The organism is Embleya sp. NBC_00888 (assembly GCF_045207655.1).
GTDB lineage: Bacteria > Actinomycetota > Actinomycetes > Streptomycetales > Streptomycetaceae > Embleya.
Genome location: NZ_CP108785.1, coordinates 4885820 through 4910023, shown reverse-complemented (window position 1 = coordinate 4910023; position 24204 = coordinate 4885820). Strand labels below are relative to the sequence as shown.

Here is a 24204-nt window from a genome sequence, read left to right as displayed (position 1 = left end):
GGATCCCGCACCCAGCATGGCGAACTCCCCGCGGAGTGTCGGCCGGAGCTCTCTTCCTGCGGCCATGCGCTCGTCAGCCCCCCGCACGCCGACGCCGGGGAAGCCGCACCTGCCGGATCTGACCCTGTCGACAGGCTGTGACGCCGGCCGGTCTTGCACGGGGATTGCACTGCTCCGACAAGGCCATGCACTCATCCGAGTGCAGGCCGGACGGCCGAATTCTTACCATCCTTGCGACACCTCGGCGTCCGGCAAGACGCCCCAGGAATCCGGATGAGGTTTGAGGCTTCCCCTCGCGCATGGACGCCTCGAGACTTGAATCGTGAGGTTTGGGAGGGAAAGTACAGGTGGGACGCGCGTCGAAATACGCGGATGAGTTCAGACGTGACCCGGTCGCGTCGCATCGCGCCTGGGTCGGGTGTCGCTCGAACGCTTCGGTGGCGACCGAGCTTTTGAGTCATACCGCATGGTTGGGCGCATCAGGCGGAAGCGGGCGCCGGGGGCGCACCGACCGGTTGAGCAAGGCCGACCGGAGGGAACTCGTCCGCGTGGTGGCCTGGGAGGCGTCCGCCCGCGCGGACGCCGACCCGGTCCTGACGGTGCCGAAGTGTCCTGCCGGCCGCGATGGCGCGCCCGAAACCCTGGCCCACCACGCGAACCACACTGGCGGTACACGTCGAATCGAACTCACGTCCCGCCTGTCGGGCGAATGCGGGGAGCGGTGCGACGCCGAACAGGCGACGGCCGATCGGACGATCATCAAACCTCAAAACACCCGCCCCGACCAGCCGATCAAACACCTCACCACGCAACGGGGGAAGCTCAGGACCATGAATTGCAGCAGATCGGGATCCGCCCCTTCCCGAACGAGATACCTCTGGAGTTCACCGTGACTCTCCCTCCCAACAGGCGCGACATCGAAGAGGAAATGCATCGCGCGGGTCCGGACGATTTGACCTATGCGCAGTATCTCCGGCTCGATGTCCTGCTCAGCGCCCAGCGCACACGCAGCAAGCCGGAACACCACGACGAACTGCTCTTCATCATCCAGCACCACACGTCGGAACTGTGGTTGAAGCTGCTCGTCCACGAGCTGCGCCAGGCCATCGGCAGCCTCTCCGAGGACGACCTGCGTACCGCCCTCAAATGCCTGGCCCGCGTGAAACACATCCAACGCCAACTCTTCGAGCAGTGGGCCGTGTTGGAGACACTCACGCCGGGTGAATTCGCTGCCTTTCGCAACAGCCTGGCCAAGTCGTCCGGATTCCAGTCGGGACAGTACCGCCTCGTCGAGTTTCTGCTCGGCAACAAGAACGCCGACATGCTCGAAATGTTCGAGGAAGACCCTGCAACACAGGAAACCCTGAGGGAAACGCTGCACCGTCCGGGGCTGTACGACGAGTTCCTGCGCTATCTGTCGCGCCAGGGATACAAGATTCCGCCCGAGTTGGTCGAGCGCGACTTCTCCCAGCCCTACACGGAGAATCCCAAGCTGTTGCCGGTCCTGAAGGAGATCTACGAGTACCCCGAGGACAACTGGCGGGCCTGGGAGACATGCGAGGAACTCATCGACATCGAGGAGCACTTCCAGTTGTGGCGCTTCCGTCACATGAAGGCGGTCGAGCGCATCATCGGATTCAAACGCGGAACCGGCGGCTCCAGCGGTGTCGCCTTTCTCCGGGCCGCCCTGGAGTTGACCTTCTTCCCCGAACTTCTCACCGTCCGGACCGAGATCGGTCGATGAACGCGTGGGTGATCGACGCGGATGCCGGCTGGTTCGGCGCCGACCGACTGGAGCGCCGCGCGCGCGTGCTGGTGAACCGCAACGGTGTGCGCCGGCTTCCGCGGGATGCGTCGATTCCTCGGTCGGCCAGACGGGTGCGGGTGGAAGGCGTTCTGGTCCCCGGTCTGGTCGATCACCACGTCCACACCGACCAAATAGATGTGCGTGCCCTTTTGCGTTCCGGCATCGCAGCGGTCCGTGATCTCGGGGCGCAGCCCCGGTACGTCTTCGATCTCGCCCGGCGCGCGCGGCATGATCCCGGGTTGCCCCGGGTGATCCCGGCGGGGCCGTTCCTGACGGCACCGGGCGGGTATCCCACCGACCGGCCCTGGGCACAGGAGGGTTCCTGCCGCATCATCCGGGACCCGGACGATGCCGCGGCAGCCGTTCGCGATCTCGCAGCCCAGGGCGCCCGCCTGATCAAGGTGGCGATGAACGCCGACGCCGGGCCCGTGTTGGGCGATGCGGAGCTGAAGACCGTGGTCCACGCCGCGGAATCCGCCGGACTTCGTGTCATCTCCCACGCACAGGGCGCCGGTCAGGTGGAGAGCGCCCTACGGGCCGGGTGCCACGAACTGGCACACACGCCGTTCACTCACCGGCTGTCCGATGCAACCGTCGAGGCGCTCGCCGCACGCATGGCCTGGACGTCCACGGTGGACATCCACGGCTGGGGCAAGGACACCGAAGAACGCCGCACAGCCCTGGACAACCTGCGCCGTTTCCATCAGGCGGGCGGACTGGTGCGCTACGGCACCGACCTGGGCAACGGTCCTCTCCCGGCCGCGGTGAACATCCGGGAACTGAAGGCATTGACCGAGGCAGGGCTGTCCCCGGCCCAACTCCTCCGGTCCATCGCCACCTCCCGCTCCGAGTTGGCCGTGCTCCCCGGAAACCCGCTGGCGGACCCACTCGTGATCAGCCGCGTCACCGCCCTCGTGCGAGCCGGCCGTTATGTAGAGAGGACATCGACGTGACGACGTCTTCCCTTCCCTCGCTGAGGGAGGCCGAGGATCTCGACCGCAGTGACGAGCTCGCGCTGTTCCGAGAGCGCTTCCTTCCCATCGAGGACGCCGATGTCGTGGCCTACCTGGACGGCAATTCACTGGGCCGGCCGCTTCGAAGGACCCTGGAACTGCTGCGGGACCTGGTCACCGAGCAGTGGGCGACCCGACTCATCCGCGGCTGGCAGGACGGCTGGCTCGAGCAGCCCGAAAGGCTGGGCGACGCGCTGGGGGCGGTGGCCCTGGGCGCGGCCAAGGGGCAGGTCGTCCTGGCTGACTCCACCACCGTCTGTCTGTACAAGGCGCTCAGTGCGGCCGCTGCTCTGCGACCCGACCGAACCGAGTTGGTGACCGATACGGACAACTTTCCGACCGACCGGTACGTCGTCGAGGCAATGGCGCAGGACCTGGGACTGACCGTCCGCTGGATCGCGTCCGACCCCGTCGCAGGCGTCACGGCGGAGCAGGTCGCCGCCGAGGTGGGCACCGAAACGGCAGTGGTCACCCTCTCGCATGTCGCCTACCGGTCCGCCTTCATCGCCGACATGGCACGCATCAACAGCCTCGTCCACGAGGCGGGCGGGCTCACCGTCTGGGACCTGTGCCACAGCGCCGGATCGATCCCTGTCCGGCTGGATGCCGACGGCACCGACTTCGCCGTCGGATGTACGTACAAATTCCTCAATGCCGGTCCCGGCGCCCCGGCGTTCCTGTTCGCCAGGACGGAGCACCATGAACGGCTTCGTCAACCGATCCCCGGCTGGATGAGCGCAGGCGACCGATTCGCCATGGCCCCTGCCTTCACCCCCGCCCCCGGGATCCGTCGGATGCTCTCCGGCACTCCGGCGATCACAGGACTCGCGGGAGTGGCCGCCGGAGTGGAACTCCTGGAAGAAGCGGGGATCGAGCGAGTGCGGGCCAAGTCCCTCGCGCTCACCCGCATGGCCATCACCCTGTGTGATGCATGGCTCGTCCCCCTGGGATTCGGCGTGTCCTCACCGCGCGAGGACGAACGCCGGGCAGGCCACGTCACCCTGTCACACCCGCGGGCCGAGGAACTCGCGGAACTGTTGATCAGCAAGGGCGTCATCATCGACTTCCGCGCTCCGGATGGCATCCGCCTCGGGCTTTCGCCCCTCTCCACGAGCTTTTCCGAGCTGTGGTCCGCCCTGGACCGAACGCGGACGCTGACAAGGGAAGCCTTGTCATGAGCACCCGATGGACGCTCACCGCGAACCCCCGTCCGCGAACCTCTGCCGGTTCACGCTCCAACGCGTCGAACCGGATCACCGTATGCCCGGTGCGAGGGCGCGGCCCGCCGGAGTAGGGAAGGCCGGATCGTCATGGGACAGTTCGGCAGGGTATGCCTCGCCTCGGATACCGCGTACGCCGGCAGCCGTCCGCACGCCGGCCCGCGGCGCCCGGTCGGCCTCCAAGCCGTCGATGAGCAGCACGTCAGAGCCCCGGAAGACCTGAGCGCCGACCTATCCTCCAACTCGCCGGACAGTCTGACCGGTTGCAGGTGCAACACACTCGTCAGGTCCGGTTCACCCACCGCGGCGTAGGCGAGGTCGGTGCGGCCGGCCCCGGACCGAGGAGAGCCCCATGCGTACCCACCACCCGATCGACATCGGCATCGACCTTGCCCGGCACACCCTGCTGCGCTCGCGGGATCCGGACGAAATCGTGCAGGCAGTGACCTCTGTCCTGCGGCCACACCGACTGAGGCCGACCAGCCGCACGGAGCCTGCCTGCGTTCTCCAACACGCCGGCATCGGAGGGGTCTCCTTCACGCGGTTGCGGTATGGCCAAAGCGTCGTGATCGACTCGGAACCGCTGCAGACCTGCTATCTCGTCAGTCTGCCGCTCGCAGGGTCGGCCGACTACCTCCACGGTTCCCAGCAGGCGCGGGCAACCCCGAGTGCCGCCACCGTCATCAGTCCGCACGAGCCGTTCCGCATCACCATGGACGCCGGCTACGACCAGCTCATCATCCGGATCGACCGCCGCCTGATCGAACGCGCCCGGGACACCGAAGCATGCGGGGGCGACCGTCGGCCCATCGGGTTCAAACTCGGCTTCGACACCGCGTCGCCTCAATGGGCGATCTGGGCCCCTGCCGCCCAAGCGCTCCTGGGCAGCGACCCGTTCTTCGACCGGGTGCAACGCTCTCCGCGCCTGGGGGTGCACATGGAGTGGCTCCTGGCCTCCGCCCTGCTCGAGGCCCAGCCCAACACGGCGCCCTGCGCCCGGACTTCATCCGACAGTGCCGCACCCGGATATGTGCGCCAGGCGGAGGAATACATGCGCGCCCACCTCGCCGAGCCGCTCACGGTCACCGGGATCGCGGCCCACGCCGGCGTGAGCACCCGCAGTCTGTACGCGGGCTTCAAGGAACACCGCGGCGTCTCACCCATGTCCCTGCTCCGGCGCCTGCGTCTGGAACGCGTGCGCCAAGAGCTCCTCACGGCACCGCCCGGCGCGGTGACGGTCACCGAGATCGCCATCCGCTGGGGCTTCGGCCACCTCGGAGAATTCTCCGCGGCCTACCGCCGCCGGTTCGGGGAGACCCCCTCCAGCTCCCTGGCTCGCACCCACTGAGCCCTCGGCCGAGGGCGGGCCCGCGTTCAGCCGATCATGTGCAGCACTGTTCCGATAGAAGGGAGCAACCCGCTTTCCTACATTGGCGATATGTCAACCTCCCTTCCGCGGAAGCGGTCCTGCGCTCACGACGCACCCCGCCCGCCCCTGGATGCCAGGCGCAGCCACCCGACGGCCGATGCCCGGCGGGCGTCGCCTCCCGTCTGCACGGCCACCGCGCCCGCACGCCACGCACACCGCGCCGCCGGCAGGGGTCGACGAGGAGGACGGCAGTGCTAGACCTTCGAAACCTGCCGCGGTTCACGGCCGCTGCCGTACAGGCCGCACCCGTTTTCCTGGACACCGACGCCACCGTCGACAAGGCCGTCGTGCTGATCGCCGAGGCCGCCCGCAACGGCGCCTCCCTGGTCGTGTTCCCCGAGGTGTTCGTCCCCGGCTACCCGTACTGGAACTGGACGATGAACCCCGTCCAGGGATCCCCCTGGTTCGAACGCCTCTACCGCACCGCCGTGGACGTTCCCGGCCCGCACATCGACACGCTGCGCGAGGCCGCCCGCCGGCACGAAGTCGTCCTGGTCATCGGAGTCAACGAGCGCTCCGCACACAGCCTGGGCGTTCTGTACAACTCGCTGGTGACCATCGGCCCCGACGGTGACGTGCTGGGAGTGCATCGCAAACTTGTTCCCACCTGGGCCGAGAAACTGACCTGGACCGGCGGCGACGGCAGCAGCCTGCGCGTCCACCAGACCCCGCTGGGCCCGCTCGGCACCCTCGCCTGTGGCGAGAACACCAACACATTGGCCAGGTTCACCCTGCTTGCGCAGGGAGAACTCATCCACGTAGCCGGCTACATCGCCTTGCCGGTGGCCCCGGCCGACTACGACATGTCCGAAGCCATCGCGGTACGCACCGCGGCCCACAGCTTCGAGGGCAAGGTCTTCTCCGTCGTCGCCTGCTCCTCGCTCACCGCGGAGATCGCCGACACCGTCGCAGGCGACGACCAGGAGATCCGGGCCCTGTTCGACCGGCCCCGCAGCGCACTCTCCGGCATCTTCGGCCCCGACGGGCGCCCTGTCACCGAACCCCTCGTCGACGATGAAGGCATCGTCTACGGCGAGATCGACCTGGCCCGCTGCATCCAACCCAGGCAGATGCACGACATCACCGGCCACTACAACCGGTTCGACATCTTCCGGCTCCACGTGGACAACAGGCCACAAGCCCCCGTCACCTTCACCCGGCAAACCGCGGCCTCACAGGGCGAACCGTTGCTCGCCCGGTCCGAGAAGGAGGAAGCATGACCACCGCCTACGACGACAGCCGGATCGGCCGAGCCCGGGTGGCCGACACCCCCGAACTCGAGGCCTACTACGACGAACTCGCCGAACTGGACGCGGGCGCCCTGTGGACGGTCGCGAACGCCATCGAGCCGTGGTACCCCCAGCCCAGGTCCGTCCCCACGCACTGGTCCTACGACAAACTGCGCCCCCTGGTCCGCAAGGCCCTCCCGCTGGTCAAGGCGGACGACGCCGGCCGACGCGTGGTCATGCTGACCAACCCCGGCCGCCGCGACGTCAGCGCAGCCGTCGGACTGCTGTACACCGGCCTGCAGATCATGGGCCCGGGCGAGGCCATGACCGCACACCGCCACCAGGCCGCCGCGCTGCGCTTCGTCATCGAGGGGACCGGAGCCTGGACGATCGTCGACGGCCAAAAGCTCAAGGTCGGGCCGCGGGACTTCGCCATCACTCCCAACGGCACCTGGCACGAGCACGGCAACGAATCGTTCGACACCCCCTGCATCTGGCAGGACGGCCTCGACATTCCCCTCGTCAACGCCTTGGACGCACCGTTCTACGAAGTCCACCCAGACCTGCACCAGACGGCCGGCGATGTCGTCGACTCCTCGCTGCTCACCTACTCCGGCACCCTGCTTCCCTACGGCGCCCGGGAGTGGAGCAAGCCATACTCGCCCCTGTTCGCCTACCTCTGGGAACCCACCTACCAGGCGTTGCTGAACCTCGCCCGGACGAGCGAGGACTCCCCCTACGACGGCGTGATCATGGAGTACACCCACCCGCTCACCGGTGGCTCGGTGATGCCCACCATGAGCGCGCACATCCAACTGCTACGGCCCGGCCGGCGCACCCGAGCCCACCGCCACACCGGCTCCGTCATCTACACCGCGGCCAAGGGCCAAGGCTCCTCCGTCATCGCCGGCAAGCGCTTCGACTGGAAGGAAGGCGACATCTTCTGCGTCCCGTCCTGGGCGTGGCACGAGCACGCCAACACCGGCGCCTCCGACGATGCGGTGCTGTTCTCCTTCAACGACTTCCCCGTCATGCGCTCGCTCGCGTTCTGGCGCGAGGAGGCCTACCCCGACAACGACGGCCACCAGCCCCTCGCCTGACGGCAGGCCGGCACTGCGCCGTCTTCCGATCCCGAGGCGTGCCCCGGTCCCCCGTCGTCCTCACCCATCCTCGTCCACGTCCCAGTTCTGGAGTACCCATGCGACTCGTCACGTTCTCGGTCCACGACGGGCCCCCTCGATTCGGAGCCGAAGTCGACGGACACATCGTCGACTTCGCTGTGCTGTCCATCGACACGGGAATCACCCTGCCCACCGACCTCATGTCCCTCATCCAGGCCGGCCCGTTCGGCCTGGACTCGGTGCGGATGGTGCTCCGGGAACGCACGCTCGAGTCGCTGCATCCCTACATCCACCACCGCGACGACGTGGCCCTGCACACCCCCTTCCGGCCGGGCAAGATCATCGGAGTGGGCCTCAACTACGTTGAGCACGTCGCCGAAGCGAGCCGCACCCTGGACACCGACAAGGACCTGCCCTCACGCCCTGTGCTGTTCAGCAAGCCCGCCACAGCCGTTGTCGGCCCCGGGCAGCCGATCCGACACGACGGGCACCTCACCGCCCAGCTCGACTGGGAGTGCGAACTCGCGGTCGTCATCGGCCGCACCGCTCGGCGCGTCAGCGAAGAAGACGCCTGGGACCACGTCTTCGGCTACAGCATCCTCAACGACATCAGCGCCCGCGACCAGCGCCGCTCGGGCCAGTGGTTCTTCTCCAAGGGCCAAGACAGCTACGCACCGTTCGGACCGGTGGTCGTCACCCGGGACGAGCTCCCACAACCACCCGATCTGGACATGTCCCTGCGCGTCAATGGCGAGGTGAAGCAGAAGTCCAACACCCGGCACATGCTGTTCACGATCCCCCGGCTCATCGCGGACATCTCCTCGGGCGTCACCCTGGAGCCCGGCGACGTCATCGCCACCGGCTCTCCCTCCGGAGTCGGTGCGGGGCTCACGCCCCCGCAGTTCCTTCTCCCCGGCGACCTGGTGGAGGCCACGATCGCCTCCATCGGCACGCTGACCAACCCGGTGGTGGACGTCCGTTGACACGTTCCTCGACATACCGCATCGGCCAGATCGTCCCCAGTTCCAACATCACCATGGAAACGGAGATACCCGCGATCCTGCGGGCGCGCCACGCCATCGCACCCGAGCGCTTCACCTTCCACTCGAGCCGCATGAGGATGACCCACGTCACTCCGGAGCAACTCAGGACCATGGACGCCGACTCGGACCGATGCGCCTTGGAACTCTCCGACGCCCACGTCGACGTCCTGGGCTACGCCTGCCTCGTGGCCATCATGAGCATGGGCCCGGGATACCACCGTGTGTCGGAGGAACGCCTCCACCACAGGACCGTCCGGAACAACGCTCCCGCGCCGGTCGTCACCAGCGCAGGAGCACTGGTCCAGGGGCTGCATATTCTCAAGGCCAAGAGGGTGGCTCTCATCGCGCCCTACATGCTGCCGTTGACCCGGACCGTGGTCGGGTATCTCGAGCTCGAAGGCATCGAGATCGTCGACTACGAGGCACTCGAGATCGCCGACAACCTTGAGGTCGCCGCCCATGACCCCTTCAAGCTGCCCGGTATCGCACGCCGCATGGACTATGCCGGCGTGGATGCCGTCGTGCTCTCCGCCTGTGTCCAGATGCCGTCCTTGGGCGCCATCGAACAAGCCGAACAGACGCTGGGGGTCCCGGTGGTCTCCGCTGCCGTATGCACCGCCCACCAGATGCTGCGCGCCATGAAACTCGATGCTGTCGCGCCTGGAGCCGGGCACCTCTTGTCGGGGGCCTTCGCGCGCAGCTGACTCCCCACCACCCGCGGCGTTCGCCGCGGCCCGACCCCTGCCCCGGGGTCGCCACGGGGCAGGGGCCCGATTGCCAACCGATCGGGCCCCGGACAGGTTCCCGGCCGCACCGGCACAGGTAGCGCCAGGTGGGCGGCGATCCGTCCGCCGGCGCCCTGACGCGCCTGACGCGGTACCGGCTGGTCCACGGGACCGTGGCTGCTCCGAGCCGCCGCCCTGCCCCATCGCCGTCGGGGAATCCGGGCGTCCGCCGTGGCCGCGAAGTCGGCTGCACGGCAGGGGATACGGCGGTCGCGGTTCGGCGGGATCGGCCGGAGGAAACGTCTGCGTTCGACGTGGATCCGTGGCGGCGGAGATCTTGTGCCGGGTTCCGGTGCGGCGGATCTCGCCGTCGGCCCGATCACCCGGTCCGACGCCGCGTCGGGATCGCGTTCCTCACCGACGGGGCGCACCTGGATCACGGAGCCCTGTGCGGTCGGTGCTCGCGTCGCGGACACGTCGTGGGAACTCGACCCGCCGAGCGTGGCGGTCTGCCGCGCGGACCGGGCCGATATGCACTTCGTCGAGAACGAGGAGGTCGTGACAGACCACCCCCGTCGCCGCCGCCGGGCAGCCGGTGGGCCGCGGTGTTCAGGCGGGACGGGCGGCGCTGTACGTGGCGTCGAGGAGGAGGCGGGCGGCGTCGCGGGCCTGGTGTGCGGGTTCGGGGCTGGCGATGATCGCCGCGGTTGTCATGGCGCCTTCGGCGAGCAGGGCCAGGTGGTCGGCCAGCGGGGTCGGCGCGTCGGCGGCCGTCGTCAGGTCGGCGAGGTAGCGGAAGAAGTGCTCCTTGTGTGCCCGGGCGGCCTCGGCGACCGCGGCTTCGCCGGCGCCGAGTTCCCCGAAGGAGTTGACGAAGGCGCAGCCCCGGAAATCGGGCTCGGCGAACCAGTCGTGGAGCCAGTCGAAGACCGCCAGGATCCGCTCGCGCGGGTCGGTCCGGGCCTGGACGTACGCGGCCAGGCTCCGGCGCCACCGGAGGTCGCGTCGCCGCAGGTACGCCTCCACCAGGTCCGCCTTGGACGGGTGGAGCCGGTAGAGCCGCTTGAGGGAGACGCCGGACGCGGTGCGGATCTCGTCCATGCCCACGGCCTGGATGCCCCGGGCGTAGAACAGGGACTCGGCCGCGTCCAGGACCCGCAGCTCCGCGGTCTCGGAGTCGATCATGACACTCGCCCTCTCCCCCTTGCATTGAGCCCTCTTGCATTGAGAACCATCGTTCTCCTACAATAGCAGCAAGTTTTGAGAACGGTCGTTCTCCTCGGGGGTCGGGACCGACAAGATCGCGAGCCTCGCCATGTTCGTGCCACCGAACGCAACACCGCCGGCCCAGACCGGAGGGCTTCGCCGCCGGACACGGGCAACGTCGCCACCCGACACTCCCCGATGCGCCGCCACCGCCCTGCCGGCCCAGGAGTGCCGGGTCTCCGACGCCCGCCGATTCGCCCGCGCCCTCCTGGCCTCCTGGGGCGTGACCGGAGACGACCTGGACTCCGCCGTCCTGATCGTCGGCGAACTGGCCGCCAACGCCGCCCGGCACGGCCGCGCCGACATGACCCTCGTCCTGACCCTGACCGACCGCGTCCTGAACGTCGAGGTCATCGACTCCGGCGAACCGGACGAGCACCCCCACCCCCCATGCACCGACGACGAACACGGCCGCGGCCTGGCCATCGTGGAACACCTCGCCGAAAGCATCGACATCCGAGAGGAACCACGCCGCCACACCACACACGCCACCCTGCGCCTCACGTGATTCCGACACGCGCCGAGCCGACCCCACCCGACGCGCGGGAACGGGCGCCGTGCGGCCGGTGGTGATGACGAGTCGGGCGGCCATGTCGCGCAGGCTCGGTGACTTGGCTGCGGATCGATCCCAGACAGCATCGGGCGCTCAACGCTGCGCACGGCCCGCGGCGCAGGATCAATTCCGGGGAAGTGTTTCAAGGCCGAATGATTGGCGACCACTATGCCTCTCATGTCGGCCCGATGGCTCACGCGGAGATGTGTTCTTCGGTGATGGGTGTGGAACTTCGCATCCATGGGGTCTACGCGCACCCGCGCGGCGAAGAGCGTGCCCCCAGGGCAGGGCCTCCTCACGGGTTGTCCGTAGCCAACAGTGGTGCGCGTTGTCGATGAGGGCGCGGACTCGATCTGCGGTCGCGGGATGTGTCCGTGCCAGGTCGGCCGCGTCGATGTAGAGCCCGATCGCTGTCACGACGTCGCCCGCGCGGAGCGACGTACCGTCGCCACCGTTTGCGGCCGGGCGGAGGCGAGTGGGGCCGACCTCGGTAGCGGAGCCGTCGGGAGGCACGATGAACGGCCTCACCGGGCAGTCGAGTTCGGTGGCCTCGACGCGCACCGGGCGGCCGATCTCGTGACCGTCCTGGCCGCCACCCCGAGGTGGCCGTCAACACCAAGGTCGGCTTCCCGGGCCGGTCCGCCCCCGACACGATCCGCGCTCGGCGTCCTGGGCCGCGCCCGCACCACCCACGGCCACACCGTGTGGCTGTGCCTGCTCGCCGCCCCCTTCGAGCGCGCCCCCGGCCACGGCCCCTTGGACGGGATCCGTGGCCGGTTCCGGAGGGCCGTGCGTCACGCGCACCAGGCTCGTCGTGCACGTCGACCCCCGACGGATCGATGACCCGGCCCACGGTCCCCGCAGGTGCGGCGGCCCGGCCGCGTTCCGCAGTGGAGTCGCGAGGGCGGAGACGATCCCGTGTTCGGTGTGCGGTACGCGCATGATGGCTTCCTTCACCCCTCGGTCGCCTCGCTGTACCGTGCGCTCACCGTTCGCCTCGCTGTACCAGGTACTCGCCGAAGCCGAGCCGATGGCAAGACCGGCGGACATCGTCGCCCTCGTCGCACCCGATCGACGCACCGGCGTCGAACGCCCCGTGGGTCAAGCCCTCGTATGGCTGTCGGCGCCTACGAGAGCACTCACACCTGCGCGGATCCACCGTCGGCGAAGAACTCGGCACCGTTGACGTAACTCGACGCGTCCGAGGCGAGGAACGTCGTCACGGCGGCGATCTCCTCGGGCTCGGCGAGCCGGCCGAGGGGGACGCCGCCTCCGGCCTCGGCCTGCTCGAACATCTCGGGCCCGAGCAGGTCGAACAGTCCAGGGGTGCGCGCACCTCCCGGGGATACGACGTTGACCCGAAAGCCATGTTCGCGCGAGCTGTGGGCCCAGCCGCGGGCGAGGTTGCGGACCGCGGCTTTCGACGCTCCGTAGATCTCGAGCCCCGGGTTGGGCCGTGTCCCGGCGGTCGAACCCGTCAGGATCACCGAAGCGTTCGTGCTGAGCAGCGGGAGCGCTTGCTGGAAAGTGAAGATCGTTCCCTTGACGTTGGTGGCGAACACCGCGTCGATCAGTTCCTCCGTCACCTCGCCGAACGGAGCCGCGGTGGCGATGCCGGCGTTGGCGACCAGCACGTCGATGCGTCCGGCCCGATCGCGCACGATCCTGTAGAACGCGTCGAGCTCTGAGGGCACCGAGACATCGCAGACCACGCCGGTCACGCCGGGTCCGAGCTCATCGACCGCGGCGTCGAGCGCTTCCTTGCGGCGACCGGTGATGAACACCTTGGCACCCTCGTCGCGGAACGCGCGTGCGGTCGCGAACCCGATGCCCGTGCTGCCCCCGGTGACCACGGCGACCTTGTCTTCCAAGACGGCCATGCCGCCCTCCTTCAAGTTATGGACCATGACGTCCACAACCCTGCCTGATATGGACCGGGCGGTCAAGATTGCTTCGGCGCCGAGGGCTCTCGGGGCGGCCGACCCCGCCGCCGAGCCGAGCACACCGCAGCGCGGATACCCCGCAGGCGCGACCTCGGAGCCGCCGGACGGACACCTTCGTGACCGCCCCACCGACAGCGCCGACCATCGCGCGAGCATCGACCCGCCGGGTCGCGCAATCCGAACCCGCCTGCGATCGGCCACCGTGCCAGAGCGCGGTCGGCGGGCCGCGGCCTCCGACAAGAGCCGCAGCACCCGACCGAGGGCGCCCCCATCCAGGACTCGCGGCCGATTGCAGGCCGCGGCGGCACAGGTCGGCCGGTGAGTTGTTGCTACTGCGCCGGAGTGGGCAGCAACCGCGCCAGGGCGGACTGGGCCACCGTGGTGAGCACGTCGACGTCCGTGCCGGTGCGCCCAAGCGCAATGAGGCCGAGCTGGGCAACAAGGGCCGCGCGGGCGGTCTCGGCGGGGTCGAGGTCGGGGTCGAGGTCTCCTTCGCGCTGGGCGCGCTCCAGTGCCGCGGTGAGAATGGTGGTGATCGCGTCGTAGCTGCGGCGGGCCTCAACGGCCACGTCCGGAGTGCTGGAGGCAAGCTCGGCATTGCTGTTGGCCAGCAGGCAACCCCGACGCGCAACTGCCCCGGTCGGGTCGTCGGTCGGGCCCAGCACGAACTCGCGCACCACGCCGATCCCCCGCGCCGCGGACTCCAGAGACTTGCGCAGCATCAGCAGGTTCGCGTCATCGTAGTCGCGCAGCACCCGCAGGAACAGACTGCGCTTGTCCCCGAACGCCCCGTAGAGGCTGCCCTTGCCGAGCCGGCTCACGCGCAGCAGGTCGTCCATCGACGTCGCGGCGTAGCCCTTGTCCCAGAACTCGTCGCGGATGGCGAGAATCACACGATCTTCGTCGAACTCACGAGGCCGGGGCATACGCCCATCCTACTGGTTCTGGACCGTATGGGCCATAATGAGCCCGGGCCGCCACATGCACGGTCGCAGCGACGACACGCTGATGGCCGAGCCCCCGGGAGGCGGGGGCCGCGACCTTCCCAGGCGAAGACGGCTCCGCGTACGCCGCGCGGGGCAGCAAGCGTCAGCAGACCGGGCAGGGTGGCCAAACTGCCACCTCGTGAGCGCATCCTCGACGCTGCGGAAGAACTCTTCCAGAGCGAGGGGATCCGGCGGGTGGGGGTCCAGGCGATCGCCGAGCGGGCCGAGACCTCCAAGATGGCGATCTACCGGCACTTCGAAACCAAGGACGTGCTGGTCGCGGAGTGGCTGCGGATCGTCGCCGCCGACTATCAGGCGGCCTTCGACAGGGTCGAGGCCCAGCACCCCGGCTGCCCCGAGAACCGGATCCTCGGCTTGGCCCGCTTCATCGCCGAGGGATTGCCGGCGATCTCACACCGGGGCTGCCCGTTCATCAACTCCATCGCCGAGTCGCCCGACCGCTCCCACCCGGCACGGCTGTGGTGCCCGGCCCGGGTGCCGGACGGGTGGGTCAGCCGAGGTCGAGGTGCCGGGATCGCGCCCCTGGATGCACGCCGAACGGGCCAACCTCCTCGCCTGCATCGACCACACCACCCACCAACCCCCACGCGTCATCGCCCTCACCGCCACCATGGCTGCCTTCTGACGCGCCGGGCATGGCCCCGCACCCGAGGGCAACCACATCGCGGAGCCCGGGCACCACCAGAAGCCCGGATATCGCCCCGATATCCGTGCCAAGCTCGAAGCACGGGGAACATCGCGCGCCTGCCGACCGGCAAGACGTGGTCGGTGGCCACGGCCGCCGACGCGTTCGTCGACGCCCTCGACAACCCGAACACCGTGCGCGGCTATGGCACCGCGCTCAACGCGATCGTCGACCGTGTCGGCGGGGACCGCCCGCTCGCCCTGGTCGCCGACGACGAAATCGGCGAAGCCCTCGAACTCGCCTGGGGCGCCGCCGCGGGCAACACCTCGAACACACGTCGGACGGCGGTGTCGTCGTGGCTGACGTGGTGTGTCGAGCGAGGTCACGACGCTCCGTCCGTACCCGACGGGTGTCGGCGCTTGCCGACGCCGGACAGCGAGACCCCGGTGCGCTCGCGCGCCGCGATCGACCGACTGATCGCCCGGCGCGACGTCGACGTCGGAGAGAAGACCCTCTACCGGATGCTCTATTCTCTGAACTTTGCGAACTGGGTCTCTTTCGTGGCGTGTTGGGCACTTCAGTGGGCGCCGGTGCCGTCGAGGCGGACGACGGTGGGGATGCCGAGATCGACTGGGGTGTGGGCGGTGGGACGTCGGTCGAGTTGAGCGAGCTTTTCTTCGGCCCCGGCCAGGCTGATCTGTAGTCCTTCGACTTCGCCGAGCCAGCCTTCGCGTTCGGCCTCGGCGATGCGAGCCTGGAGGTTGTCGCGGATCTCGACGAGTCGCTCCCGTTGGGCAGGGTCGGGCCAGAGCATCGGGCAGCGGACGCAGGCGTGTTCGTGGATGCAGGGGGTGCCGAATGCCCGGCCGCAGGCGCCGACGGAGACTTTGCGTCGTTCGAAGTGGCCGAGGAACTCGCTCCACTCATCGTCGGTGGGGACGCGGTATTCCTCGCTGGGCCGCAGCGATCGACGCCGTTCGAGGAACGCCCGATGAGCCAGGATCGCCTCTTCGGGATAGATCGCCTTGTAACCGAGGGTCACGTTGACGTCCCGGTGACCTGCGATGACCTGGGCAATGTGCGGTGGCAACCCGCTCATGATCGCGTCGGTGATGAACATCCTTCGAAAGTCGTGCGGGGTGTAGTGCAGGGGTCCGCCGGTCTCCGGGTCGATCAAACCGGTTTCCGTGAGGGCCCGAGCGAGCCACGCGCGGATGGTTTCGTCGCCGATCCGGCGGTTCTCGGTGCGCACTGGGCGCTGGAACAGCAGCGGGGCCGACTCCAGCCATCGGTTTTCGCGCCGGTCGTAGGCCCGGATGAGGGGGATCGCCCCGGACGCGTCCCGGACGCGGCAGATGATCGTGCTGAGGACGTCGGCGAGTTCGGGGCTGACGAGCAGGAGCCGTTCGGTGTCGGTCTTGGAAGGGGCGATCTGCAGCAGGGGAACGAGTTCGCCCGTGGTGGGAAGCCGGTATTGCACCAAGCTGTGGTGGCTGAGCTCCAACAGTTCTTCGATGCGTACTCCGGTGGCCCGCAGGACTTCGACCGCGGCCCAGGTCCAGAAGGCGCGTTCTTCCTCCAGCCCGAGATCGTGCCGCTTGCCGACGCCGGGGGCTGATGCCCAGGTCTTGTCCGCCGTTCCCGTGGGAACCACGGTGCGCACGAGTCTGCGGCCGGCGGCGGTGAAGATCTCGCCCGGCCGGGCCCGGCGGGCGATCTCCAGGATGTCGGCGGTGTCCTTGCGGTGCCGGTCGACCGTGCGGACGAGGATGGGAAGGACGGGCAGTAGTTCGCGGGTGCGAGCGTCGATGCGGGCCTTGCGTCGCCGCGCGAACTTGTTCCGGGACACTTCCGCCTCACGGATCGGGCAGGGAGCAACCCACGGACCCCAGCGCCCCGGATCTTCCAAAGCCCACTGGGCCAAGTCCAGGTAGAAGGCCCGAACGGCGGTGAGACACTCGCGGTAACTGATCCGCTCCACGACGATGTCGGCCCTTTGGCCGTCCGGCCCCGTCACGACCTTGGTCTTCGTCCGCAGTCTCGCCTTCCACGCGTCGGCGACCTCCGGGGTCAGACGCAGGCTGTCCAGCCCGGGATGGTGATGCTCGATGTTCCGCCAGAAGCACTTGCCGAGGTGGTAGGAGAGCATCTTCAACGAGGTGTAGTCCATGGCCGGCTGGCGCTCTCGCAGGTAGTCCACCAGCAGGTCCCGGACCGGGCCGACGACCAACCCGTAGCGGTCGACCAGTTCCTCGGGCTGCCGCTGCTGTTGCAGACGGACCTCGCGCAGACTTTCCGGGGCGCCGGCCCCGAGCGCGCCGAGCCGACGCAGCAATTGGTAGAAGGCCGTGGTGCCCGAAGGCATCCGGGTGTGAACCGCAGCCTGGGCGTCGAACAGCTCCAGTACGTCTCCCACGGTGATGTCGGTCAACGGGCCGCCCTTGGCCGCGAGAATGATCGCGGCGCGGGACAAGGCCAACCGGGCATCGGCGAGACACAGGTTCTCGGCGGCTTCAGTCTGTTCTCGCAACTGCGCGAAGCCGCGGGGATCGCGGCAGCGAGCCATGCTGTGACCCAGCACGCCTCTGCCGTTCACCGATACGGCCGTGAGCCAACGCACCGACGGACGCAGGATATCGGCGCCGATCACCGTCCCCAGCGCGGGCCCGAGCGCGCGGACGCGCCATACCGAGCCCAAGCCGCGCTTCCCCAGCCATTGTCCGAGCAGCGGCCGCCAGGCGGCCCCGGCCTGCTCGATGCCGCTGCCCAGCCAACGCTGCTGCCACGTGCTTCCCGGCTGATCCTCCAGCCAGTCCAACAACATGGCCATACCCAACCGGTACTTCGCCTCCTGGGTGTTTCCCGGCAGGAACGGCGGGCGGGACAACGCCCGGTTCACCTCTTCTCGAGACCACTCGGCGGCGGCCCAACTCGCAGGGACAGGACGAGCCGGAAACCGCAGCCGGGCCGCCTCCCGCTGCGACGGTGGTGCGGGAACCGTCGCCGCAACGGCCCGGGGGTTCGCCGCTGGCAGGGCGATGCCGGCCGTCACCGGGCACCGGTCCCGAACAGGATCTCCAGGCTCTCCGCCCGATATCCGGTCGCCGGAACGGGGGCGGTGCGGGCTGCGGCCAGGCGGGTCTGCTCCGCATGGTGCGCCAGCAACCGACGAATCACCTCTTCCTTCCGGGGCGTGAGATAGATCTGAGTCGTGGTCAACAACCGGTGCCCCAGGACGAGTTGGACATCGGTAAGCGGAAGGTTCGGGTCCTCGGCCATGCGGTAGGCGGCGGTGTGCCGAAGCGCGTGCAGCGTCGCTGACGTCCCCGCCTTCGTGTTGGCCCGTTCGAACATCCGATGGGCCGCGTGGTAGGTGAGGGGCTTCGAAGGCGCCCGCAGTGTCCACCACAGCGGAGTCTTGCGGCCCCGCGGGATGTCCTCTCCCATCTCCAACTGGTAGAGCCGCAGCCAGACGAACGCGTCGGTCGACGCGGGAAGTTCCTGGACCTCGCCGGTGCCCTTGCGGACCACGGTGATCAGCTGCCGTCCCGGGTCGGCGCCGCCCTGCGTGGACGTCAGCAGTTCGCTGGCGCGGGCACCGGTGGAGACGTAGAAGGCGACCAGAGCCCGGTCCCGGTGCGAGGGCAGTCGAGCGAAGATTTCGTTGAACTCCGTGTCCGGGACGCTGCGAGGCACTCGTTGGGGCACCGTCGGGCGGTAGAGCCCGGCGCGTTCATTACGGGGCGCCTCCATCGGGTTGCGGTGTTCATGCGCCCGTCGGCCCCGGCGCGAACGGTCGAGCGGAAACGGGTTGAGGATTGGCCCGCTGCCGACGTCTCGGTGGAAATCGTAGAAACTGCGGAGGACCGTCTCACTGTGCGCGCGGACCGATGCCGCGTACGGCTTCCCGCCCGGCCGCCACCACTCGACGTCGACTTGGCGGCGCCAGTGCAGACGCGTGGGTTGACCCGCGACCTGCAGCCACCGAGAGAAGTCCCGCGCCTCGATCCGGGTCGCCCGGTCCCACGGCACGTCAACGGCCCACAGGAAGCGGACCCAACGCAGGAGGTCCATCCCGTACGAGCGGACCGTCGTGGCCGGCCGACCGTACGCCTGTAGGTCCCGCAGATAGGCGGTGACCGCATCGACCGGCTCACCGAACGGGTCGATGAGCCGGTAGGGCTCCCACGGATCTTCCGTGGCGACCAGCTGTCCGACCAACGGCACGGACATCGACGCCAAGTCTCTCGATGACTCCATGGCCGGATCAACGACGAGGCCACCATTGGGTCACTGAACTGCAAGAACATCTCAACTAGTTCAGTCAACAGGTACGAGACCTGCGCGAGAGCAGAGGAGGTCCTCGACCTCAACATCGAGGACCTCGACCTCGCGGGCCGCCGGGCCCCGGTCAGGGCGAAGGGAGCGGCCCGACGCAGGCGACGCGGCATCGAACGCGAGGACATCGCCCTGGAGACGGTGTACCGGGACGCGGGCACTGCCCGCCCGCTGCCACGCCTGCTCAAGGGCCGCACCCGCGGACCGGTGTTCGTCACCCGTCGCCGCCCGGGCCCGAACAAGGTCGTCGGGCCGCGCGACGTGTGCCCGACACCGTCCTCGCACGACTGTCGTACGGCCAGGCCCGCGCCCTGCTCGACCGGCACACCGCCGCGAACGGGCCCGGCTCCGTGGGACCTGCACGAATTTCGACACTCCGGCCTCACCCACCTCGGCCAGGCCGGCGAGAGCCTGCTCATGCCCATGCCCAAGTCCCGCCACCGCAAAGCCGAGAACCTCCAGCGGTACTTCCACCTCACGCCCGAGGCCATCGCCGAACTCACCGGTCTCCTCGCCCCCGGCGACCACCGTCGATGACGCCGACAGTCGTATCACCGCAGGTCGGCAAACTTCGGTGGTTTCTCGGCGAGTACTACTGAGAGGCCCTCATGGCCGGATTACGGTTCACGCTGCGGCACCGGCCGGCGGGATGCCGGTCCGACTCCGCGATCCGCTCGATCGTGACCGGTTCGATCCCGGAATGATTCGAACTGCCTCCCGGTGAGAGGCGTAAAGCCTGCGGCGGCGGTGATTCGTCCGGCTGCCACGGGAGTCGATATCTCAGGTGAGGTGGGTCGAGTCGACAACAGGTGGGCGCGCGCCAGTTCCCAAGCGTGGTGCTCCGCAATGCGCGGGCCGGGTTGGATCACGGCCTTGTCGAGGCGGAACACTATGTGTTTGTTGGCACGGCGGGCATGGCGAGCGTTCATGTGTACGTCGCCGACGGCCTCCGGAGTCAGCTCGAGAAGCTCCTTTCGGATCCGCCCGTCGGTACTGGAGATGGCGTGCCCGAGCCCGGCCTTGGTGGCGTAACCACCCAGCTCTTTGGCGACGTCGCTCGTCCGGGGTCGCTCACCGCCTCGCCCCTGGGCGATCACCCTCCCCACTCCTTCCTGGAGCGTATACGGGAACTCGGGCATCGTGTCCGCCTGTTTCCAGCCCGAGACGGCCAGACCCAGTTCCACGAAATGGCCGTACTCGTGGACCGCCGTGCCCATGGGAGTCGCGGTGCCGCCGGGCAAACGATGCGAACCCTCCACGTCGCGGGCCAATCGTGCGAGGTACGCGGATCTGGTTCCGACAGCGAGAGTCGACGACGCGAAGACCAGTACGCCGGTGTCGACCAGACTCTCGGCGTAGTCCGACGGATCGCAGTCTCCGGCCACGACCATGTCGATGGGCGCACCGGGATAGCGTAGAGACATGTCGTACAGCCCTTGGGCCTTCTCCCGGACCGTTTCCCTGTCGCTGTGTTCACCGCCCAGGGCGACGTGCACCTGATGGCCCAACCGTGTACTCAACTCCTCGCGTAGCACGTCTTCGATCTGCTCGACCGAGGACGCGGAGCGGAGCCCCGGGTGAGTGATCTCGAAGGGGTCGCGAGGTTCCCCCGTAACATCCGCCACGGGTGGTGTCGCATCCCCACCGGTCGTGTGCCTCATGGCGCGCCGAGTTCCTCGTAGTGCGTTCGTATCGGCTCGAACCGGGCAGGTGGCGGCGGGCCGCCTCGCCTCGCCGCGCCCCGGGACGCCGTCCCTTGGAAACGCCCCGTTCCAATGCCCGGTTCGACGTCGCCCGCGAGCGGCAGCACGCCCGACCGACTCGCGGTACAACGTCGCAAAACTGCCCTCCTCCGGCGTCCTTGGCCACGGATGTCGGAAGGATGAAGAACAACGTGTCCCGCCACCCGGCGACCAGGCATCACCGGTATCCACCGTGTTCTTCGAATCGGAGTCGACCGGCACGCGGGCGGACCGGCGGTGGGCCAGGGCGCTGACAACGGGACCAGGGCAAGGGGTTCTCCCAGGGGCTGGTGATCAAGCCGGACACGGACTCCGGGCAATATAGCTACCGATCGATCGGAAGTTAAAGTGGTCGGGATTGGCTATCATGCACTCCATGAGCCCTCGAAACTCCGCCCTGGAGGCGCGCCGTACCCGACAGCGCATCCTGGATCACAGCGTGATGGTCGCCTCCGCGGAAGGACTCGAGGGTCTGACCATCGGCCGGCTCGCGTCCGATCTGGACATGAGCAAGGCCGGGATCCTCGGCCACTTCGGCGCGAAGGAGGGTCTCCAACTCGCCGTCGTCGAGGCCGCGGCGGAACTGTTCGCCCGCGAAGTGCCCCAGCGGGTACCGAAGACGCCCCCGGGACTGCAGCGCCTGCGCGCGGTGTGCGAGGCGTGGGTGTCGTACCTGGAGCGGGACGTACTGCCCGGCGGTTGCTTCTTCACGGCTGCGGCAACGGAGTTCGACGGGCGGGACGGACCCGTGCGCGACGCCGTCGCGGGCGTGCACGCACAATGGCAGCACGACCTGCGTCGACACATCCAGACGGCGGTCGAGGCCGCGGACCTGCCCGCGGACACCGACCCCGACCAACTGGTCTACGAACTCGTCGGAATCATGCTGGCCCTCAACCAACTCCGACAACTTCAGCGCGACCCACTCGCCGCGACCCGCGCACGCCGCGCCCTGAACCGCCTCCTGGACACCTGAGCGGGGCGATCCACCTGCCGACCACCGCCGACCGAACCCCACATTCCCGAGCACGATCCCTGATGTGAGGCGTTCGGAGCGAGTTGCCAGAAGACCCGCGCCACACGGTGTGTGGCCGCGCGCCACCGGCATACCACCCGAGTGTGCAGCTACCGACCGGTGGCCGCGGCGTAGTGCGCGCCCGGGACCGCATTCCCACGGCGCGGCCGGGCACGCACCCCGCCGCGCCGGCAAAGCGACGAAAACGCCGGAGTAACGTCCTCGCGGCGAGGCGCTGCCATGGCATGCCGGCGCGGTCGAGTTCGACCACACGCGCGCCGCACTCGCCTCCTCGCGTGATGGGGCGTCAAGGCGGCAGACGGCGTCTGCGGTGAACCGCCGGCGCCGGAGGTACTCGGCGGACGAAGCCTCCCATCACAAGTGTGAGCACCCGGCCGAGAAGAGAGCGCCGGTCGTGGAGAGATGTGCCGTGGGGGCCTGGGTCGGCGACCAACGACCGGCCCGCGCAGCCGGCTCGATCACCCCAGACCGGATCAAGCCGCTCGAACAGCTGGGGATGGTGGTGTGGAACACCGACGACACCGCGTTCGAAAGCGGTATCGCGGAGCTCACGTCGGCGCCGTACTTCTCGACGCCGAGTTCCTCCTTGAAGTCGTCCGGATCGCGCGCCGGCGCGACTGCCGGGTCTCGGTCCGGCTCGCCACGCACCGCCGCTCGGCCGCGGCCAGGCATCCAGCGGCCCGGCCTTCGGCTTCTTCGCCGAAACCGCCCCACCCTCCGGCGGAGGCGGGTGGGAACGACGGCGCGGACGGGTGGCCGGGGAGCCCGCGAAGGCCTCGGGCCGCCCGACGGCGGTCCGGCCGACGGGTGCGCCGCACAGTCGCATGCCCCGAGGTCGAGGGCGCACCGGAACCTACGCCGGGCCGGGCGCACGTCGCTCGACGGCGGTGCGCATGCGGTGCAGGATTTCTTCGAGGACTCCTCGGGAGGTGGCGAAATTGAGGCGGGTGAATCCGTCTCCGCCGGGTCCGAAGTCCGGGCCGGGGCTGAGCCGGACCCCGGTGTGGTCGAGAAAGAACGCGGTCGGATCGGTGTCGAGTCCCAGCGCGCGGCAGTCCAGCCAAGCCAGGTAGGTCGCCTCGGGAAGGTAATGGCGAATCCCGGCGGGCAACGACTCGGCGACCATGCGGCGGTTGCGGGTGAGGGTCGCCCGGGCCTCGGCCAGCCACGCGTCGCCCTCCTGCCACGCCGCCAGGGTGGCCAGCACACTGAGCGAACTCACCTCACCGAACAGCAGGGGCGGCTGACTCTCCAGGGCCCGCCGGACGCGGCCGTCCCCGACGTGCGCGACCGAGCAGCGAAGACCTGCCAGGTTGAATGCCTTGCCGGCCGAGGTCAGGGTGACCGTGCGAGCGGCGGTGTCCGGGCTCAGGGAGGCGATCGGGATGTGCCGGTTCGGCTCGTGGGTGAGGTCGGCGTGGATCTCGTCCGAGACGACCAGGAGGTCGTGGCGGGCGGCGATCTCCGCCAGCGCGGAGAGCTCCCGATGGTTCATCACCCGCCCGGTGGGGTTGTGCGGGTTGACCAGCAGGAGTACCCGGCATCCGTGACGGGCCACGTCCTCGGCCAGTCGCTCCGTGTCGAAGGACCAGCCGTCGCCGTCGTCGACCATCGGGATCGGGAGCAGTCGACGATTCATGTCGGTCAGGGTCTGCAGGAACGGCGGATAGGCCGGCACGTGCATCGCGACGGTGTCCCCGGGACGGGTCGCGACATGGAGCACGACCTGGAGCGCCTGAATCAGTTCCGTGAACAGACGCACGTGTCCGGGGTCGAGCACGAAGTCGTGGCGGCTTGCCATCCGTTCGGCGAAGGCCCGGTTGAGCGGATTCGCTTCGGGGTGGTCGTCCCACGCCGGGTAGCCGAGGTCGGCGTCGAGATTGCGCAGGAGCGCGTCTCGAACCGGAGCGGCGACGGGGAAGTCCTGATCCGCGATCCACGCCGGCAGGACACCGGGCTCGACCGCGCCCCACTTGACGCCTGGCCGCCGCCGCAGGGACTCGAGGGTGACAGCGTCGAACACAGGGGGCTCCGATCCATTGCAGGTGGCTGCGGGCCAAGGCGTCGACGGCTCACCCGCCGGTGCTTCGACGACATCCGCGGGACA

17 protein-coding genes and 2 pseudogenes are annotated in these 24204 nt (G+C 68.9%); 12 read left to right on the top strand and 7 right to left on the bottom strand.

The genetic code is table 11. The features are described from left to right. Nucleotides 1-928 precede the first annotated feature (928 nt). From OG948_RS55755 to OG948_RS55720, 8 genes are all read left to right on the top strand, one after another. On the top strand, nt 929-1744 hold the full coding sequence (locus OG948_RS55755; RefSeq protein ID WP_331773624.1) for a tryptophan 2,3-dioxygenase family protein: 816 nt from the start codon (nt 929-931) through the stop codon (nt 1742-1744). Continuing rightward, entirely contained in the window at nt 1741-2760 is a 1020-nt protein-coding gene (locus tag OG948_RS55750) for an amidohydrolase family protein (protein WP_331772741.1), read from the top strand. The genes OG948_RS55755 and OG948_RS55750 overlap by 4 nt, the downstream gene beginning before the upstream one ends. Further along, a complete protein-coding gene (gene kynU, locus OG948_RS55745; protein WP_331772740.1) occupies nt 2757-3998 on the top strand; it encodes a kynureninase in 1242 nt (413 codons plus the stop codon). The genes OG948_RS55750 and kynU overlap by 4 nt, the downstream gene beginning before the upstream one ends. Before the next feature lie 394 nt (nt 3999-4392). Continuing rightward, entirely contained in the window at nt 4393-5388 is a 996-nt protein-coding gene (locus OG948_RS55740) for an AraC family transcriptional regulator (protein ID WP_331772739.1), read from the top strand. Nucleotides 5389-5660: 272 nt separating this feature from the next. Beyond that, on the top strand, nt 5661-6689 hold the full coding sequence (locus OG948_RS55735; protein ID WP_331772738.1) for a carbon-nitrogen hydrolase family protein: 1029 nt from the start codon (nt 5661-5663) through the stop codon (nt 6687-6689). Beyond that, a complete protein-coding gene (locus tag OG948_RS55730) occupies nt 6686-7798 on the top strand; it encodes a cupin domain-containing protein (protein ID WP_331772737.1) in 1113 nt (370 codons plus the stop codon). Before OG948_RS55735 ends, OG948_RS55730 begins: the two co-directional genes overlap by 4 nt. A 98-nt stretch (nt 7799-7896) precedes the next feature. Then, nucleotides 7897-8802: a fumarylacetoacetate hydrolase family protein gene (locus OG948_RS55725; RefSeq protein WP_331772736.1), complete on the top strand. Its 906-nt coding sequence runs from the start codon at nt 7897-7899 to the stop codon at nt 8800-8802. Between the two features lie 53 nt (nt 8803-8855). Then, complete coding sequence (locus OG948_RS55720) at nt 8856-9566, top strand: Asp/Glu racemase (RefSeq protein ID WP_331773623.1); 711 nt, start codon at nt 8856-8858, stop codon at nt 9564-9566. Between the two features lie 630 nt (nt 9567-10196). Here OG948_RS55720 and OG948_RS55715 read toward each other — a convergent pair. After that, nucleotides 10197-10772: a helix-turn-helix domain-containing protein gene (locus OG948_RS55715; protein WP_331772735.1), complete on the bottom strand. Its 576-nt coding sequence runs from the start codon at nt 10770-10772 to the stop codon at nt 10197-10199. Between the two features lie 130 nt (nt 10773-10902). On the opposite strand from OG948_RS55715, the gene OG948_RS55710 reads away from it, so the two are divergent. After that, nucleotides 10903-11361 (top strand): ATP-binding protein, encoded by a 459-nt coding sequence (locus tag OG948_RS55710; RefSeq protein WP_331772734.1) that lies wholly within the window; start codon nt 10903-10905, stop codon nt 11359-11361. 1184 nt (nt 11362-12545) lie between these two features. Here OG948_RS55710 and OG948_RS55705 read toward each other — a convergent pair. Both OG948_RS55705 and OG948_RS55700 read right to left on the bottom strand, forming a co-directional pair. Continuing rightward, nucleotides 12546-13286 (bottom strand): SDR family oxidoreductase, encoded by a 741-nt coding sequence (locus OG948_RS55705; protein ID WP_331772733.1) that lies wholly within the window; start codon nt 13284-13286, stop codon nt 12546-12548. A 392-nt stretch (nt 13287-13678) separates the two neighbouring features. Continuing rightward, complete coding sequence (locus tag OG948_RS55700) at nt 13679-14275, bottom strand: TetR/AcrR family transcriptional regulator (RefSeq protein ID WP_331772732.1); 597 nt, start codon at nt 14273-14275, stop codon at nt 13679-13681. A 180-nt stretch (nt 14276-14455) separates the two neighbouring features. Between OG948_RS55700 and OG948_RS55695 the strand changes: the two are divergent. Further along, nucleotides 14456-14812: pseudogene (locus OG948_RS55695) on the top strand (TetR/AcrR family transcriptional regulator); the annotation flags it as partial. Between the two features lie 746 nt (nt 14813-15558). Here the strand turns inward: OG948_RS55695 and OG948_RS55690 are convergent. Both OG948_RS55690 and OG948_RS55685 read right to left on the bottom strand, forming a co-directional pair. Then, nucleotides 15559-17868 carry a tyrosine-type recombinase/integrase gene (locus tag OG948_RS55690; RefSeq protein WP_406300783.1) on the bottom strand — a complete coding sequence of 770 codons (2310 nt, stop codon included), beginning with the start codon at nt 17866-17868 and terminating at the stop codon, nt 15559-15561. A 161-nt stretch (nt 17869-18029) separates the two neighbouring features. Beyond that, entirely contained in the window at nt 18030-19214 is a 1185-nt protein-coding gene (locus tag OG948_RS55685; RefSeq protein WP_406300782.1) for a tyrosine-type recombinase/integrase, read from the bottom strand. Between the two features lie 99 nt (nt 19215-19313). Between OG948_RS55685 and OG948_RS55680 the strand changes: the two are divergent. After that, nucleotides 19314-19856: pseudogene (locus OG948_RS55680) on the top strand (site-specific integrase); the annotation flags it as partial. An 80-nt stretch (nt 19857-19936) separates the two neighbouring features. Here OG948_RS55680 and OG948_RS55675 read toward each other — a convergent pair. Next, nucleotides 19937-20827, bottom strand: a complete 891-nt coding sequence (locus OG948_RS55675; RefSeq protein WP_406300781.1) for a hypothetical protein — start codon at nt 20825-20827, stop codon at nt 19937-19939. Nucleotides 20828-21437: 610 nt separating this feature from the next. On the opposite strand from OG948_RS55675, the gene OG948_RS55670 reads away from it, so the two are divergent. Then, complete coding sequence (locus tag OG948_RS55670) at nt 21438-22037, top strand: TetR/AcrR family transcriptional regulator (protein ID WP_331772728.1); 600 nt, start codon at nt 21438-21440, stop codon at nt 22035-22037. 913 nt (nt 22038-22950) lie between these two features. Here the strand turns inward: OG948_RS55670 and OG948_RS55665 are convergent. Next, entirely contained in the window at nt 22951-24120 is a 1170-nt protein-coding gene (locus OG948_RS55665) for an aminotransferase class I/II-fold pyridoxal phosphate-dependent enzyme (protein ID WP_331772727.1), read from the bottom strand. Nucleotides 24121-24204 lie beyond the last annotated feature (84 nt).

Coding starts and splice junctions, on each gene's coding strand:
- OG948_RS55755 (WP_331773624.1), top strand. CDS start 929: ATGCATCGCGCGGGTCCGGACGATTTGACCTATGCGCAGTATCTCCGG.
- OG948_RS55750 (WP_331772741.1), top strand. CDS start 1,741: ATGAACGCGTGGGTGATCGACGCGGATGCCGGCTGGTTCGGCGCCGAC.
- OG948_RS55740 (WP_331772739.1), top strand. CDS start 4,393: ATGCGTACCCACCACCCGATCGACATCGGCATCGACCTTGCCCGGCAC.
- OG948_RS55730 (WP_331772737.1), top strand. CDS start 6,686: ATGACCACCGCCTACGACGACAGCCGGATCGGCCGAGCCCGGGTGGCC.
- OG948_RS55725 (WP_331772736.1), top strand. CDS start 7,897: ATGCGACTCGTCACGTTCTCGGTCCACGACGGGCCCCCTCGATTCGGA.
- OG948_RS55720 (WP_331773623.1), top strand. CDS start 8,856: ATGGAAACGGAGATACCCGCGATCCTGCGGGCGCGCCACGCCATCGCA.
- OG948_RS55715 (WP_331772735.1), bottom strand. CDS start 10,772: ATGATCGACTCCGAGACCGCGGAGCTGCGGGTCCTGGACGCGGCCGAG.
- OG948_RS55710 (WP_331772734.1), top strand. CDS start 10,903: ATGTTCGTGCCACCGAACGCAACACCGCCGGCCCAGACCGGAGGGCTT.
- OG948_RS55705 (WP_331772733.1), bottom strand. CDS start 13,286: ATGGCCGTCTTGGAAGACAAGGTCGCCGTGGTCACCGGGGGCAGCACG.
- OG948_RS55700 (WP_331772732.1), bottom strand. CDS start 14,275: ATGCCCCGGCCTCGTGAGTTCGACGAAGATCGTGTGATTCTCGCCATC.
- OG948_RS55685 (WP_406300782.1), bottom strand. CDS start 19,214: ATGTCCGTGCCGTTGGTCGGACAGCTGGTCGCCACGGAAGATCCGTGG.
- OG948_RS55670 (WP_331772728.1), top strand. CDS start 21,438: ATGAGCCCTCGAAACTCCGCCCTGGAGGCGCGCCGTACCCGACAGCGC.